General features: G+C 56.5%; 12 protein-coding genes and 5 tRNA genes. 6 read left to right on the top strand and 11 right to left on the bottom strand.

Features of this window, described 5'->3' with window-relative positions:
* The first annotated feature begins 1 nt into the window (after position 1).
* From proX to leuA, 6 genes are all read left to right on the top strand, one after another.
* Positions 2 to 997: a glycine betaine/L-proline ABC transporter substrate-binding protein ProX gene (gene proX / locus D5067_RS05310; protein WP_119935955.1), complete on the top strand. Its 996-nt coding sequence runs from the start codon at positions 2 to 4 to the stop codon at positions 995 to 997.
* Positions 998 to 1,203: 206 nt separating this feature from the next.
* Entirely contained in the window at positions 1,204 to 2,388 is a 1,185-nt protein-coding gene (locus D5067_RS05305) for an MFS transporter (protein WP_119935956.1), read from the top strand.
* Between the two features lie 313 nt (positions 2,389 to 2,701).
* On the top strand, positions 2,702 to 3,232 hold the full coding sequence (mprA, locus tag D5067_RS05300; RefSeq protein WP_119935957.1) for a transcriptional repressor MprA: 531 nt from the start codon (positions 2,702 to 2,704) through the stop codon (positions 3,230 to 3,232).
* Between the two features lie 127 nt (positions 3,233 to 3,359).
* Positions 3,360 to 4,532: a multidrug efflux MFS transporter periplasmic adaptor subunit EmrA gene (emrA, locus tag D5067_RS05295; protein ID WP_119935958.1), complete on the top strand. Its 1,173-nt coding sequence runs from the start codon at positions 3,360 to 3,362 to the stop codon at positions 4,530 to 4,532.
* A gap of 16 nt (positions 4,533 to 4,548) precedes the next feature.
* On the top strand, positions 4,549 to 6,096 hold the full coding sequence (emrB, locus tag D5067_RS05290; RefSeq protein WP_119935959.1) for a multidrug efflux MFS transporter permease subunit EmrB: 1,548 nt from the start codon (positions 4,549 to 4,551) through the stop codon (positions 6,094 to 6,096).
* Positions 6,097 to 6,255: 159 nt separating this feature from the next.
* The gene (gene leuA, locus D5067_RS05285; protein WP_119935960.1) at positions 6,256 to 7,911 is read left to right on the top strand and encodes a 2-isopropylmalate synthase; all 1,656 of its coding nucleotides are present in this window, start codon (positions 6,256 to 6,258) and stop codon (positions 7,909 to 7,911) included.
* Here leuA and D5067_RS05280 read toward each other — a convergent pair.
* The 11 genes from D5067_RS05280 to csrA all read right to left on the bottom strand — a co-directional run bounded on the left by D5067_RS05280 (position 7,898) and on the right by csrA (position 13,346).
* The gene (locus D5067_RS05280) at positions 7,898 to 8,662 is read right to left on the bottom strand and encodes an AraC family transcriptional regulator (RefSeq protein ID WP_119935961.1); all 765 of its coding nucleotides are present in this window, start codon (positions 8,660 to 8,662) and stop codon (positions 7,898 to 7,900) included. The two genes, leuA and D5067_RS05280, sit on opposite strands and share 14 nt — an antisense overlap.
* Before the next feature lie 53 nt (positions 8,663 to 8,715).
* Positions 8,716 to 9,231, bottom strand: a complete 516-nt coding sequence (gene luxS, locus D5067_RS05275; RefSeq protein ID WP_119935962.1) for an S-ribosylhomocysteine lyase — start codon at positions 9,229 to 9,231, stop codon at positions 8,716 to 8,718.
* A gap of 154 nt (positions 9,232 to 9,385) precedes the next feature.
* Positions 9,386 to 10,930 carry a glutamate--cysteine ligase gene (gene gshA / locus D5067_RS05270; RefSeq protein ID WP_119935963.1) on the bottom strand — a complete coding sequence of 515 codons (1,545 nt, stop codon included), beginning with the start codon at positions 10,928 to 10,930 and terminating at the stop codon, positions 9,386 to 9,388.
* A gap of 83 nt (positions 10,931 to 11,013) precedes the next feature.
* On the bottom strand, positions 11,014 to 11,442 hold the full coding sequence (locus D5067_RS05265) for a YqaA family protein (protein WP_048957994.1): 429 nt from the start codon (positions 11,440 to 11,442) through the stop codon (positions 11,014 to 11,016).
* The gene (yqaB, locus tag D5067_RS05260; protein WP_119935964.1) at positions 11,439 to 12,005 is read right to left on the bottom strand and encodes a fructose-1-phosphate/6-phosphogluconate phosphatase; all 567 of its coding nucleotides are present in this window, start codon (positions 12,003 to 12,005) and stop codon (positions 11,439 to 11,441) included. The genes D5067_RS05265 and yqaB overlap by 4 nt, the downstream gene beginning before the upstream one ends.
* A 250-nt stretch (positions 12,006 to 12,255) precedes the next feature.
* Positions 12,256 to 12,332: transfer RNA gene (locus tag D5067_RS05255), tRNA-Arg, on the bottom strand.
* Positions 12,333 to 12,397: 65 nt separating this feature from the next.
* Positions 12,398 to 12,474, bottom strand: a tRNA-Arg gene (locus D5067_RS05250).
* A 29-nt stretch (positions 12,475 to 12,503) separates the two neighbouring features.
* Positions 12,504 to 12,580, bottom strand: a tRNA-Arg gene (locus D5067_RS05245).
* 64 nt (positions 12,581 to 12,644) lie between these two features.
* A tRNA-Arg gene (locus D5067_RS05240) sits at positions 12,645 to 12,721 on the bottom strand.
* A gap of 4 nt (positions 12,722 to 12,725) precedes the next feature.
* Positions 12,726 to 12,818, bottom strand: a tRNA-Ser gene (locus D5067_RS05235).
* A 342-nt stretch (positions 12,819 to 13,160) separates the two neighbouring features.
* Positions 13,161 to 13,346 (bottom strand): carbon storage regulator CsrA, encoded by a 186-nt coding sequence (gene csrA / locus D5067_RS05230; RefSeq protein ID WP_000906486.1) that lies wholly within the window; start codon positions 13,344 to 13,346, stop codon positions 13,161 to 13,163.
* Positions 13,347 to 13,515 lie beyond the last annotated feature (169 nt).

Genomic DNA, 13,515 nt, shown 5'->3' with positions numbered 1-13,515 from the left:
GATGCGACATAACGTACTTTTTGCCACAGCGTTTGCGACCCTTGTCTCCACCAGCGCATTTGCAGCTGACCTGCCTGGCAAAGGCATTACCGTGCAGCCGGTTCAGAGCACTATTTCGGAAGAGTCCTTCCAGACCCAGATTGTCAGCCGCGCGCTGGAAAAGCTGGGCTATACGGTGAATACCGCCAGCGAAGTGGATTACAACGTCGGCTATACCTCGATTGCCTCCGGCGATGCCACCTTTACCGCCGTGAACTGGCAGCCGCTGCATGACGATATGTACGCCGCCGCCGGTGGCGACAAGAAATTCTATCGCGAAGGCACTTTCGTAACCGGCGCGGCGCAGGGTTATCTGATCGACAAGAAAACCGCCGATAAGTACCACATCACCAATATTGAGCAGCTGAAAGATCCGAAGATCGCCAAACTGTTCGATACCAACGGTGACGGCAAAGCCGACATGATGGGCTGCTCGCCGGGCTGGGGCTGTGAAGCGGTGATTAACCACCAGAACAAAGCGTTCGATCTGGCCAAGACCGTGGACGTGAGCCACGGCAACTACTCCGCGATGATGGCCGATACCATTGCCCGCTTTAAAGAAGGAAAACCGGTTATCTACTACACCTGGACCCCATACTGGGTGAGCGACGTGCTGAAGCCGGGTAAAGACGTGGTGTGGCTGCAGGTGCCGTTCTCCTCCCTTCCGGGCGAGCAGAAAGATATCGACACCAAACTGCCGAACGGCATGAACTACGGCTTCCCGGTGAACACCATGCATATCGTAGCCAACAAGGCGTGGGCGGAGAAAAACCCGGCGGCAGCGAAGCTGTTCTCGGTAATGAAGCTTCCGCTGGCGGATATCAACGCTCAGAACGCCATGATGCATGACGGCAAGTCGTCTGAAGCGGATGTGAAAGGCCACGTCGACGGCTGGATCAAGGCCCACCAGCAGCAGTTTGACGGCTGGGTGAAAGAGGCGCTTGCGGCGCAGAAGTAAAACATTTTCCCTCACCCTAACCCTCTCCCAGGGGGAGAGGGAACGATGACCACCCTCTCCCCCTGGGAGAGGGCCGGGGTGAGGGGATCAAACCGCACCCAACCTAAACCGCACAATCCAGCACGTAACAATCCCCCAACATTCACCATCATTGGTTATTATGGTTTCCGGAAATATAATCACTCAACTAACGATTCCTGAAACTAATGACAAAAACAACTCAAGGGCTTAGCCCCGCACTCATCCTTTTAATGTCCGTGGCAACGGGTCTGGCGGTCGCCAGCAACTATTACGCGCAACCTCTGCTCGATACCATCGCTCGCGCCTTTAACCTTTCCGCCAGCTCGGCCGGCTTTATCGTCACGGCGGCGCAGCTGGGCTATGCCGCGGGGCTGCTGTTCCTCGTCCCGCTCGGCGATATGTTTGAACGCCGGATGCTGATTGTCTCTATGACGCTTCTTGCAGCGGGCGGCATGCTGATCACCGCCAGCAGCCAGTCGCTGACGATGATGATTATTGGCACCGCGCTGACGGGGCTGTTCTCGGTCGTCGCGCAAATCCTGGTGCCGCTGGCCGCCACGCTCGCCTCACCGGAAAAACGCGGCAAAGTGGTCGGCACTATTATGAGCGGACTTTTGCTCGGGATTTTGCTGGCGCGAACCGTTGCCGGGCTGCTGGCAAGCCTGGGCGGCTGGCGTACCGTTTACTGGGTGGCAAGCGTGCTGATGGCGGTAATGGCGCTGGCGCTGTGGCGCGGGCTGCCAAAAGTGAAGCCAGAAAATAACCTGAACTACCCGCAGCTTCTGGCCTCCGTGTTCAGCCTCTTCACGCAGGACAAGCTGCTGCGCACCCGCGCGCTGCTTGGCTGTTTCACCTTCGCCAACTTCAGCATCTTATGGACGTCGATGGCCTTTCTGCTGGCCTCACCGCCGTTTAACTATTCCGAAGGGGTCATTGGCCTGTTTGGTCTGGCGGGTGCCGCAGGCGCGCTGGGCGCGCGTCCGGCCGGCGGGCTGGCTGATAAAGGCAAGTCGCATATGACCACCTCTGCCGGTCTGGTGCTGCTGCTGCTCTCCTGGGCGGCTATCTGGTACGGGCACGTCTCGGTGCTGGCGCTGATCGTCGGGATTCTGGTGCTCGACCTCACCGTTCAGGGCGTGCACATCACCAACCAGACGGTTATCTACCGCGTGAAGCCGGACGCGCGTAACCGTCTTACCGCCGGGTACATGACCAGCTACTTCATCGGCGGGGCGGCGGGCTCATTAATTTCGGCGGCGGCATGGCAGCATGCGGGCTGGACAGGCGTGTGTACGATTGGAGCCGTCGTCGCCGCGCTGAACCTGCTTGTATGGTGGCGCGGGTATCATCGTCAGGAAGCGATTAACTAAGTTTTACATTGCTTTGGGCCTCTTAGGGTGTAAAGGGGCCCTGCATCTGTTAATGTAAACGCAATCATTTATCCCAGTAATTTTAATGTGGGTGACATATTTACTACCGGCATGAATAGTTCAGACCCCAGTCCTCACATCCTCTCCTCTTCGGGTTCACACCCTACGCTTTCTGTGCCTACCGGGTCACGGACTTACCCGGCGCTTTCTGATGGTGACATACGTTTGGCGGATATAACCGCACAAATAATTCATTTACATTATTTGTCACTATCGTTACTATATCGGCTGTAATTAATGAGGTTATGCCCAAATGGATAGTTCGTTTACGCCCATTGAACAAATGCTTAAATTCCGCGCCAGTCGTCATGAGGAGTTCCCGTACCAGGAAATCCTGCTGACCCGCCTGTGCATGCACATGCAGGGTAAGCTGCTGGATAATCGTAATAAAATGCTGAAAGCTCAAGGGATTAACGAGACGTTGTTTATGGCGTTAATTACGCTGGAGTCTCAGGAAAATCACAGCATTCAGCCGTCTGAGCTGAGCTGCGCGCTGGGTTCATCCCGCACCAACGCAACCCGCATTGCTGACGAGCTGGAAAAGCGCGGCTGGATTGAACGCCGTGAAAGCGACAACGATCGCCGTTGCCTGCATCTGCAGCTGACCGACAAAGGTCACGAATTCCTGCGTGAGGTGCTTCCACCTCAGCACAATTGTCTGCACCAACTCTGGTCTGCCCTCAGCACCGCCGAGCGCGACCAGCTTGAGCACATCACTCGCAAGCTGCTCACCCGTCTGGATCAGATGGATGAAGACGGTGCCGTTCTTGAGGCGCTGCGCTAACGCGAAGACACGCTCGACAATCCAGATTTAAAAAAGAAACTGACAGGCCAGCACGTCACACTGCTGGCCTTTCTGACAACAGGTCGGCTCAGCCGATGTGAAAATAAAAAGATCGTGGAGAACAACAATGAGCGCAAATGCGGAGAACACTACCCCGCAGCAACCGGTCAATAAGAAAGGCAAACGCAAGAGCGCCCTTCTTGTCCTGACCTTGCTCTTTATTATTATTGCCGTGGCATATGGGATCTATTGGTTTTTAGTACTGCGTCATGTTGAAGAGACAGACGACGCATACGTGGCAGGGAACCAGGTACAAATTATGGCGCAGGTGTCGGGCAGCGTGACGAAAGTCTGGGCTGACAATACCGACTTTGTGCAAAAAGGCGATGTGCTGGTCACGCTCGATCCGACCGACGCCCAACAGGCGTTTGAAAAAGCACAGACGGAGCTGGCGTCCAGCGTTCGTCAGACCCGCCAGCTGATGATCAACAGCAAGCAGCTTCAGGCCAGCATCGACGTGCAGAAAACCGCACTGGCGCAGGCGCAGAGCGACCTCAATCGCCGTGTTCCTCTCGGCACCGCCAACCTGATCGGCCGTGAAGAGCTGCAGCACGCCCGCGATGCCGTTGCCAGCGCGCAGGCTCAGCTGGACGTGGCGATCCAGCAGTACAACGCTAACCAGGCGATGGTGCTGGGCACCAGCCTGGAAAACCAGCCAGCGGTGAAACAGGCGGCGACCGAAGTGCGAAACGCCTGGCTTGCCCTGCAGCGTACCAAAATCGTCAGCCCGATGACCGGCTACGTCTCCCGCCGTTCCGTTCAGCCTGGCGCGCAGATTAGCACCACGACGCCGCTGATGGCGGTCGTTCCGGCGAACAATCTGTGGGTGGATGCGAACTTCAAAGAGACGCAGCTTGCCCATATGCGCATTGGCCAGACCGCGACCGTGGTCAGCGACATCTACGGTGATGACGTCAAGTACACCGGTAAAGTCGTCGGCCTGGACATGGGGACCGGCAGCGCCTTCTCCCTGCTGCCTGCGCAGAACGCCACCGGCAACTGGATCAAAGTGGTTCAGCGCCTGCCCGTGCGTATCGAGCTGGATGCAAAACAGCTGGCGGACCATCCGCTGCGTATTGGCCTTTCCACGCTGGTGACGGTGGATACCGCCAACCGCGATGGACAGATCCTGGCAAGCCAGGTTCGCAGCACCCCGGCTTATGAAAGTAACGCCCGTGAAATTAGCCTCGATCCGGTCAACAAGCTGATCGATGACATCGTGAAGGCAAACGCCGGTTAATCCGAAGGTGAGCGTTATGCAACAGCAAAAGCCGCAAAAACCGCTGGAAGGCGCGCAGCTGGTCATCATGACCATTGCGCTGTCGCTGGCGACATTCATGCAGGTGCTGGACTCTACCATCGCAAACGTGGCGATCCCCACGATCGCCGGGAACCTTGGCTCGTCATTGAGCCAGGGGACCTGGGTCATTACCTCGTTCGGGGTGGCAAACGCCATCTCCATTCCGATCACCGGCTGGCTGGCGAAGCGCGTCGGTGAGGTGAAGCTGTTCCTGTGGTCAACGATCTTATTCGTTATCGCCTCCTGGGCGTGCGGCATGTCCAACAGCCTGACGATGCTGATTTTCTTCCGCGTCATTCAGGGGATCGTTGCCGGGCCGCTGATCCCGCTGTCGCAGAGTTTACTCCTGAACAACTACCCGCCCGCCAAGCGCTCCATCGCGCTGGCGCTGTGGTCAATGACCGTGATTGTCGCGCCGATTTGCGGGCCGATCCTCGGCGGGTATATCAGCGATAACTACCACTGGGGCTGGATCTTCTTCATCAACGTCCCCATTGGCGCCATCGTGGTAATGATGACGCTGCAGTCGCTGCGTGGCCGGGAAACGCGAACGGAACAGCGGCGTATCGACGCCATTGGTCTGGCGCTGCTGGTTGTCGGCATCGGTAGCCTGCAGGTAATGCTCGACCAGGGTAAAGAGCTGGACTGGTTCAACTCCCGGGAGATTATCATCCTGACCATCGTCGCGGTGGTGTCGCTTAGCTTCCTGATTGTCTGGGAGCTGACGGACGATAACCCGATAGTCGACCTCTCGCTCTTCAAGTCGCGAAACTTCACCATCGGCTGCCTGTGTATCAGCCTCGCCTACATGCTCTACTTCGGCGCGATCGTTCTGCTGCCGCAGCTGTTGCAGGAGGTATACGGCTATACCGCAACCTGGGCTGGTTTGGCCTCTGCGCCAGTGGGATTGATCCCGGTCCTGCTGTCGCCGATTATCGGCCGCTTCGCCCACAAGCTCGACATGCGCAGGCTGGTGACGTTCAGCTTCATCATGTACGCCGTGTGCTTCTACTGGCGCGCGTACACGTTCGAACCGGGGATGGACTTTGGTGCCTCCGCGTGGCCGCAGTTTATTCAGGGCTTTGCCGTGGCGTGCTTCTTTATGCCGCTCACCACCATCACGCTTTCGGGACTACCGCCTGAGCGCATGGCGGCGGCATCGAGCCTGTCGAACTTTACGCGAACGCTGGCGGGCTCGATTGGCACGTCCATCACCACGACGCTGTGGACCAACCGCGAATCACTGCACCATGCGCAGCTGACCGAAGCGGTGAACCCGTTCAACCCAAACTCTCAGCAGATGTATAGCCAGCTGCAGGGAATGGGCATGACGGAGCAGCAGGCGTCAGGGTGGATAGCCCAGCAGATCACCAACCAGGGGCTGATTATCTCTGCCAACGAGATTTTCTGGATATCCGCAGGGATCTTTATCGTCCTGCTGGGGCTGGTGTGGTTTGCTAAACCGCCGTTTGGTGCCGGTAGCGGAGGTGGAGGCGCGCACTAGTCCTGTGCGCCGGTTGCCGGGTGGCGGCTACGCCTTACCCGGCCTACGATAACCGGGCCATCATCCCGGTTGTCCAGAACGCGACAGCGATTGTCAGTTCCGATAAAGCAGCGCTCCTGAAATCCCTTCACGATAGTGAAAAGACAACAGGAGCGCATCATGCTGAACACACCCGCCGACAAATACCAACCTTACCCCGCCGTTTTCCTTCCCGACCGTCGCTGGCCGGAGCAACGCATCACCCGTGCCCCGCGGTGGCTCTCGACCGACCTGCGCGACGGCAATCAGGCGCTTGCCGAACCGATGGACAGCGTGCGCAAACTGCAGTTCTGGGATCTGCTGCTGAGCTGCGGGTTTAAAGAAATTGAGGTTGCGTTCCCGTCAGCGTCACAGACGGACTTCAACTTTGTCCGCCTGCTGATTGAAGAGAACCGAATCCCGGATGACGTCACCATACAGGTGCTGACCCAGGCGCGGGAAGATCTTATTATCCGCACCTTTGCGTCCCTGCGCGGCGCGAAACAGGCCACCGTGCACCTGTACAACGCGACCGCCCCGCTGTTCCGCCGCCTGGTGTTTGGCATGGAAAAAGCGCAAATTGTTGAGCTGGCGGCGCGCTCCACGCGCCTCATCCGCACGCTGTGCGAAGAGAACCCGGACACCCGCTGGCAGTACGAGTACTCCCCGGAAACCTTCTGCTTTACCGAACCGGAATTTGCGCTGGAGATTTGTGAAGCGGTGGCAGAAATCTGGCAGCCGTGCGCCGAACGCCCGATGGTGATCAACCTGCCCGCCACCGTCGAAGTGAGCACGCCGAACGTATATGCAGACCAGATTGAGTACTTTTGCCGCCGCTTCAGCCGCCGCAGCGATGTCTGTATTAGCGTGCACCCGCATAACGATCGCGGTACCGGCGTGGCTAGCGCGGAGCTGGCGGTGATGGCAGGCGCCGACCGCGTCGAAGGCTGCCTGTTTGGCAACGGCGAGCGCACGGGCAACGTCTGCCTTGTGACGCTGGCAATGAATCTCTACAGTCAGGGCGTTAGCCCGAATCTGGACTTTAGCGATATGAACCGGGTGGTGGAGGTGGTGGAAGCCTGCAACCAGCTGCCGGTGCACCCGCGCCATCCGTGGGCGGGCCGGCTGGCCTATACCGCCTTCTCCGGCTCGCACCAGGACGCTATCAAAAAAGGCTTTGATGCCCGTCAGCCCGGCGCGCGCTGGGAAATGCCTTATCTCCCGGTCGATCCGCAGGATATTGGCTGTACTTACGAAGCGGTGATCCGCGTGAACAGCCAGTCGGGCAAAAGCGGCAGCGCGTGGCTCATCGAACAGAACCATGGCCTGAAACTGCCCCGCGCCCTGCAGCAGGACTTTAGCCAGCACGTGCAGCAGGAAACCGACAGCCACGGGAAAGAGATGACGCAAACTAGACTCTGGCAGCTGTTCCGCAGCCGCTACGGCCTGGTAGCCACGCCGCACTTTGCGCTGCAATCGTATCGCAGCGACAGCCAGCAGGACGGCCAGCTGCGTTTGACCGCCAGCGTCGCCACGCAGGGGGGAATGCGCCAGCTCGAAGGCCAGGGTAACGGGCTGTTATCCGCCGCGGCTCAGGGTTTGAGCCGCTGGATGAACGCGCCGTTTGTGATTAAGGATTATCACGAACATACGCTGGGTGAGCGCAGCGACAGCCGTTCAGTCGCCTATATCTGCTGCCTGTTCCAGGACGGCAGCAGCCGCTGGGGCGTGGGGATTGACAGCGACGTGGCGCGCGCGTCGATTCAGGCGCTCTTTAACGCCGTCAGTCGTTCTTAAAATAGTCGCTGGGTGAGATACCCATCACCCGGCGGAACATCGCTGTGAACGCGCTGTGGCTACCGTAGCCCAGATCCAGCGCCACGCGCAGCACCGGCTGGCCCTGCGCCAGCCGAACTAATGCTTCCAGCAGTCGCGCCCTTCGTACCCACTCGCTGTAGCGTAATCCGGTCTGCTGCTGAAAATGGCGGTTCAGCGTGCGCTCGCTCATGCCCATCATGCTCGCGGCCTGCAGACTGCTCCAGCTTTCCCCCGAGGCTTGCCGTATCTGCTGGCAAAGGTGGCGTAACGGCTCGCTTTCCGGCTCCGGCAGGTGAAACGGGAGCACAGGCATAGTGCGGATCTCATCGAGGATCAGCTCATAGACCCGTTCATCGCGACTGCCGGGCGAGTACGATTCAGGAAGCGAAAGGGAGGCGAGGATCAGCTCGCGTAGCAACGGGGAGATTTGCACGATCTGACAGGTTGCCGGGAGATCGGCGCGCGCAAGCGGATCGATAAACAGCGTTCGGGTGGCAACGTTACCGCTGATTCGAAGCGCGTGCCGTGTGCCGGCAGGCAGCCAGACGCCGCGACCGGGCGGAACGACCCAACTGCCAGAGGCGGTATCCACCCTCACGACACCGCTCAGGCTGTGCAGGAGCTGCGCGCAGTCGTGCTGGTGCCAGGGCTCGCTGTCGCCATGAACGTAATCATGTGCGAACGGAACAAGCGGTCGATGGGTAAAGGAGAAGGTTGAGGTTGTGGTCACGGGCTAAATAACCCTCACCCTACCCTCTCCCTGAGGGAGAGGGAAAAGGTGCACTAGATGTGCAGTTCCTGCAGCTTTTCTTTCGGCAGCGCCAGCTCGTCGTTGCTGTTCACGCGAACGTCACGTTCGATGATATGGCGGGCGATCTCCTGCGCTTCTTCCAGAGAGTGCATCTGGTACGTACCGCACTGGTAAACGTTCAGCTCGGGGATCTGGTTCTGCTCTTTCACCTTCAGCACGTCCTGCATCGCCGCTTTCCACGCATCTGCAACGCGCGTCTCGTCAGGCACGCCAATCAGGCTCATGTAGAAGCCGGTACGGCAGCCCATCGGAGAGATATCGATGATCTCAACGCCGTTGCCGTTCAGGTGATCGCGCATGAAACCGGCGAACAGGTGTTCCAGGGTATGAATGCCTTTCTCAGGCATCACTTCCTTGTTCGGCACGCAGAAGCGCAGATCGAAAACGGTGATCGTGTCGCCGTGCGGGGTATGCATGGTCTTCGCCACGCGGACTGCAGGTGCTTCCATACGGGTATGGTCGACAGTAAAGCTATCTAATAACGGCATACGTCACCTCCGATAGTGATTTTTTTTAAAATAAACTGAACTCTTCTACAGAATGCGCGTCTGAGTATATGAAAGACGCGCATTTGTTATCATCATCCCTGAATTCAGAGATGTATATTTTGGCCACAGCGATGTGGCCTTTTTCTTTTTCAGCTCAAGCCTGCTTCGCCAGAAACGCCTCAAACGACTCCGTATCCGCCGCTTCGACCTCTTTCTGACGTACGACGGACGCATCGCGTTCCGCCACAAAATCCGCTTCGCTTAAGACTTCCAACGGCTCCTGCATCAGCATCTCACGGTATTCTGCCGCGAGCGCACGTCCGGTTCCGCCAATACCCTGATCGATCATCGAACGCAGAATGCGCGCCGAGAACGTCAGCTCAGGGTTATCAAAAGATTCAACCAGCTGGTCGCAAACCTCTTGATACGCTTTACCACCGTAGACATCGTCCATCGTCTTAGCAACGCGCTTCAGGTCACGGAACAGATCTTTACCGACTTTAGCCAGCGGGAACTGAGCCGTTTCACAGCCAATACCCAGCGTCAGGCCCGGCTTGCGACCTTCCAGAATCACGCGGTTCCAGTTGGTGCGCGTGCAGAGCAGTTCATCCGCACTCATTTCCGGCGCATCTGCCAGTACGCACCAGACCATAAACAAGTCCAGGAAACGCACCTGCTGTTCATCAACGCCAATCGGTGAGAACGGGTTGATATCCAGCGAACGCACTTCGATGTACTCAATGCCACCGCGCTGAAGCGCATCCGACGGCGTTTCGCCGCTGCGGGTCACGCGTTTCGGACGAATCGGCGCGTAAAGCTCATTTTCAATCTGCAGCACGTTGCTGTTGATTTGCAGGCGTTTGCCGTCTTTTTCGAGGCCGATTTTCTCGTACTCTTCTGACGGGGTTTTGATCGCCCGCTTCAATCCTGCCACATATTCGTGCAATTCGTTAAACGTAATACCGAGATTGCTTTGCGATTTATTGGTATAGCCAAGATCGCTCAGGCGCAGGGAAGTCGCGTACGGCAGATAGTACATCCCGCACTCGGTCTTCTCGAACGGCAGCGTTGTCGGTTTTCCCTGCAGGAAAGATGAACAGATCGCCGGGGACGCGCCGAACAGATAAGGAATAACCCAGCCGAAACGGTAGTAGTTGCGGATCAGGCGGAAATAGCCCGCGGAGATGGCTTCTTTATCCGTTTCACCGCATTTCGCCTGCCAGAATGCCAGAGGCAGGGAGAAATTGTAATGCACCCCAGAAATGGTCTGCATTAACGCGCCATAGCGGTTTTTTAGCCCCTCACGGTAAAGCGTTTTCAGCTGACCGATATTCGAGGTGCCGTATTGCGCCAGCTCAATCTCCTGACCCTGCTCGATGTAGCACGGCATGCTCAGCGGCCACATACGCTCGTCGCCCAGATTACGGGCGGTGAAGCGATGGACGTCGCGTAACAGCGTCAGCATATGATCGACATCACCATCCACCGGCGTAATAAACTCCAGCAGCGCTTCGGCGAAATCCGTTGTGATCCATTTATGTGTCAACGCCGAGCCTAACGCCTTCGGATGACCCGTTGTCGCTAAGCTGCCATCCGCGTTAACGCGCAGCGTTTCGCGCTCAAGACCTCGCTGAATACCCTTCAGAGCCTGAGGGTGGTTTTCCAGCCAGGCCAGCGCCTGTGATACGTCCGGGATCAATTTGACCTCCCGCCTGTCAAAAAATTGTCACTCAGCATAATTGTAATGGTTGACGATTGAAGGTCGCGAATTCATTCCACCAATTAGTGCCACCACGTCATACCCTGTAGCGTTACCCACGCCAACAAAACATAGCGTAACGCCTTGCCAAGGCACAAAAAAAAGAGCACCGGTCCCCAGGAGATGCGCATCCATCCCGCCAGCAGACACAGCAAATCACCTATTACAGGCATCCAGCTTAATAACAGCGTGGCAGCGCCATAGCGTTTTAGCCAGCCGACTGCCTTTTCCTGCCAGCGCGATTTTTCGCGTAGCGGAAAGAAACGCCCAAGAATAACGTTAGTCAGCCCTCCAAGGCTATTACCCATTGTTGCTATTAATACCAGCAACCAGGGCTGACTCACGCCGGACAACAGCATCGCCACCAGCACCACTTCCGAATTTCCCGGCAAGAGCGTAGCGCTTAAGAAACTGCTGGCGAATAATGAGGCAAGTGACAGCGCGTCACTCACAGTAAGCGAACGTCCACCGCCGCCATCCCGGCATCGTGCGCGGCCTGAATGCCAAAATCGGCATCTTCAAACACCACGCACTTCGCCGCGGGGACACCCATTAACTCTGCGCAGAGCAGGAAGGTGTCCGGAGCGGGCTTGTGATGTTTAACATGATCGGCGGCAACCACGGCAGAAAAATAGTGACGCAGGCCAAGGTGATTAAGCAGTGCTTCTGCAATCGCGCTTTCGCTGCCCGTTCCCACCGACATGGGACGTCTGCCGTGCCACTCTTTTACCACATCAATAAGTGGCAATGGACGCACGGTATCTAAAAGCATTGCTTTTACCGCATCGGTTTTTTCACGTGCGAGCAGGTGCGGGTCGAGATCGGCCTGATTGAGTTCAATCACGGCCTGCGCGATGCGCCAGGTTGGGGATCCGTTGAGGGCAATCATCGCCTGAAGGTCGAAACGCATGCCGTAACGCCCGAGGACATCAGTCCAGGCTTTACGATGCGTAGGTTCGGTATCAAGGATGGTGCCATCCATATCGAAGATCAAACCGTCATACTGTGCGTACATCGTGCTCTCGCTAAACGATTAACAAAACATTACTTTATCGTAAACGGGGATTTTTGTCGCTGACAGAGAGTGTGATTGCTGACGGAACGTCGAAGGAATAAACAAAGGGGGAGAATATGGTGCATCCGGGAGGATTACTCGGCTTACGCCTCGCCCTGCGGGCCGTTGCTAAAGCAACGTTATCCTCCCTGGTGCTTGCGATTAACTCGCAGACCTTAAAACAACAGCATCGCTGTTATCCTGGAGAATATGGTGCATCCGGGAGGATTCGAACCTCCGACCGCTCGGTTCGTAGCCGAGTACTCTATCCAGCTGAGCTACGGATGCATCGGGATTTACTACTGTTACTGCTGATACTCGGTATCACTTCAAAAGCAACACAAAGTAAAAGATGGTGCATCCGGGAGGATTCGAACCTCCGACCGCTCGGTTCGTAGCCGAGTACTCTATCCAGCTGAGCTACGGATGCATCAGGGTACTGCTCTCAGAAATAGTAAATGGTGCATCCGGGAGGATTCGAACCTCCGACCGCTCGGTTCGTAGCCGAGTACTCTATCCAGCTGAGCTACGGATGCATCGGGATTTACTACTGTACTACACGATACTCATATCACTTCGAAAGCAATATGAAGTAATAGATGGTGCATCCGGGAGGATTCGAACCTCCGACCGCTCGGTTCGTAGCCGAGTACTCTATCCAGCTGAGCTACGGATGCAAAATGGCGGTGAGGCGGGGATTCGAACCCCGGATGCAGCTTTTGACCGCATACTCCCTTAGCAGGGGAGCGCCTTCAGCCTCTCGGCCACCTCACCACACAACGCCTCTTTCGAGTGCTTCGAGTAACTCGTTAAGAGCTTCTCGTCGCTGCGTGGCGCATATATTACTTTCTGGGACTTATAAGTCAAACAATTTTCCACAACCTTTTTCCGTTTGCACAAATCACACGCAATTCGCATGTAAAAGCCGCAAAGAGGGTGTTTTATAAGCGGATTTTGCAGACATCTTCACAGTAAACTCTTACAGGAAGGTGGGAGTTTGGACGAGATAAGGTTTAAAGAGTGGTTAAAAACGCATCGATTGAAATCGAATGGTAACTTTAGAGAGGAAAAATGCAGGAGAGGTTGCGTCTCGCCCGACAGCGAGACGCGATAATATCAGTAACTGGACTGCTGGGATTTTTCAGCCTGGATACGCTGGTAGATCTCTTCACGGTGGACAGATACTTCTTTAGGGGCGTTCACACCAATACGTACCTGGTTACCCTTTACCCCTAAAACTGTCACGGTGACCTCATCCCCAATCATGAGGGTCTCACCAACTCGACGAGTCAGAATCAGCATTCTTTGCTCCTTGAAAGATTAAAAGAGTCGGGTCTCTTGTATCCCGGCATTATCCATCATATAACGCCAAAAAGTAAGCGATGACAAACACGTAAAGTGTAAGCAGTCACGGCATCACATTCTGTTAAACGTAAGTTTAGCCGATATACACAAACTCAACCTGACTTTA

Source organism: Enterobacter huaxiensis, assembly GCF_003594935.2.
Lineage (GTDB): Bacteria > Pseudomonadota > Gammaproteobacteria > Enterobacterales > Enterobacteriaceae > Enterobacter > Enterobacter huaxiensis.
This window is presented reverse-complemented; position numbering and strand designations above follow the sequence as displayed.

Excerpts from the sequence above, each read along its gene's own strand:
- proX (WP_119935955.1), top strand. The coding sequence starts at position 2 with ATGCGACATAACGTACTTTTTGCCACAGCGTTTGCGACCCTTGTCTCC.
- D5067_RS05305 (WP_119935956.1), top strand. The coding sequence starts at position 1,204 with ATGACAAAAACAACTCAAGGGCTTAGCCCCGCACTCATCCTTTTAATG.
- mprA (WP_119935957.1), top strand. The coding sequence starts at position 2,702 with ATGGATAGTTCGTTTACGCCCATTGAACAAATGCTTAAATTCCGCGCC.
- emrA (WP_119935958.1), top strand. The coding sequence starts at position 3,360 with ATGAGCGCAAATGCGGAGAACACTACCCCGCAGCAACCGGTCAATAAG.
- emrB (WP_119935959.1), top strand. The coding sequence starts at position 4,549 with ATGCAACAGCAAAAGCCGCAAAAACCGCTGGAAGGCGCGCAGCTGGTC.
- leuA (WP_119935960.1), top strand. The coding sequence starts at position 6,256 with ATGCTGAACACACCCGCCGACAAATACCAACCTTACCCCGCCGTTTTC.
- luxS (WP_119935962.1), bottom strand. The coding sequence starts at position 9,231 with ATGCCGTTATTAGATAGCTTTACTGTCGACCATACCCGTATGGAAGCA.
- yqaB (WP_119935964.1), bottom strand. The coding sequence starts at position 12,005 with ATGTACGCACAGTATGACGGTTTGATCTTCGATATGGATGGCACCATC.
- csrA (WP_000906486.1), bottom strand. The coding sequence starts at position 13,346 with ATGCTGATTCTGACTCGTCGAGTTGGTGAGACCCTCATGATTGGGGAT.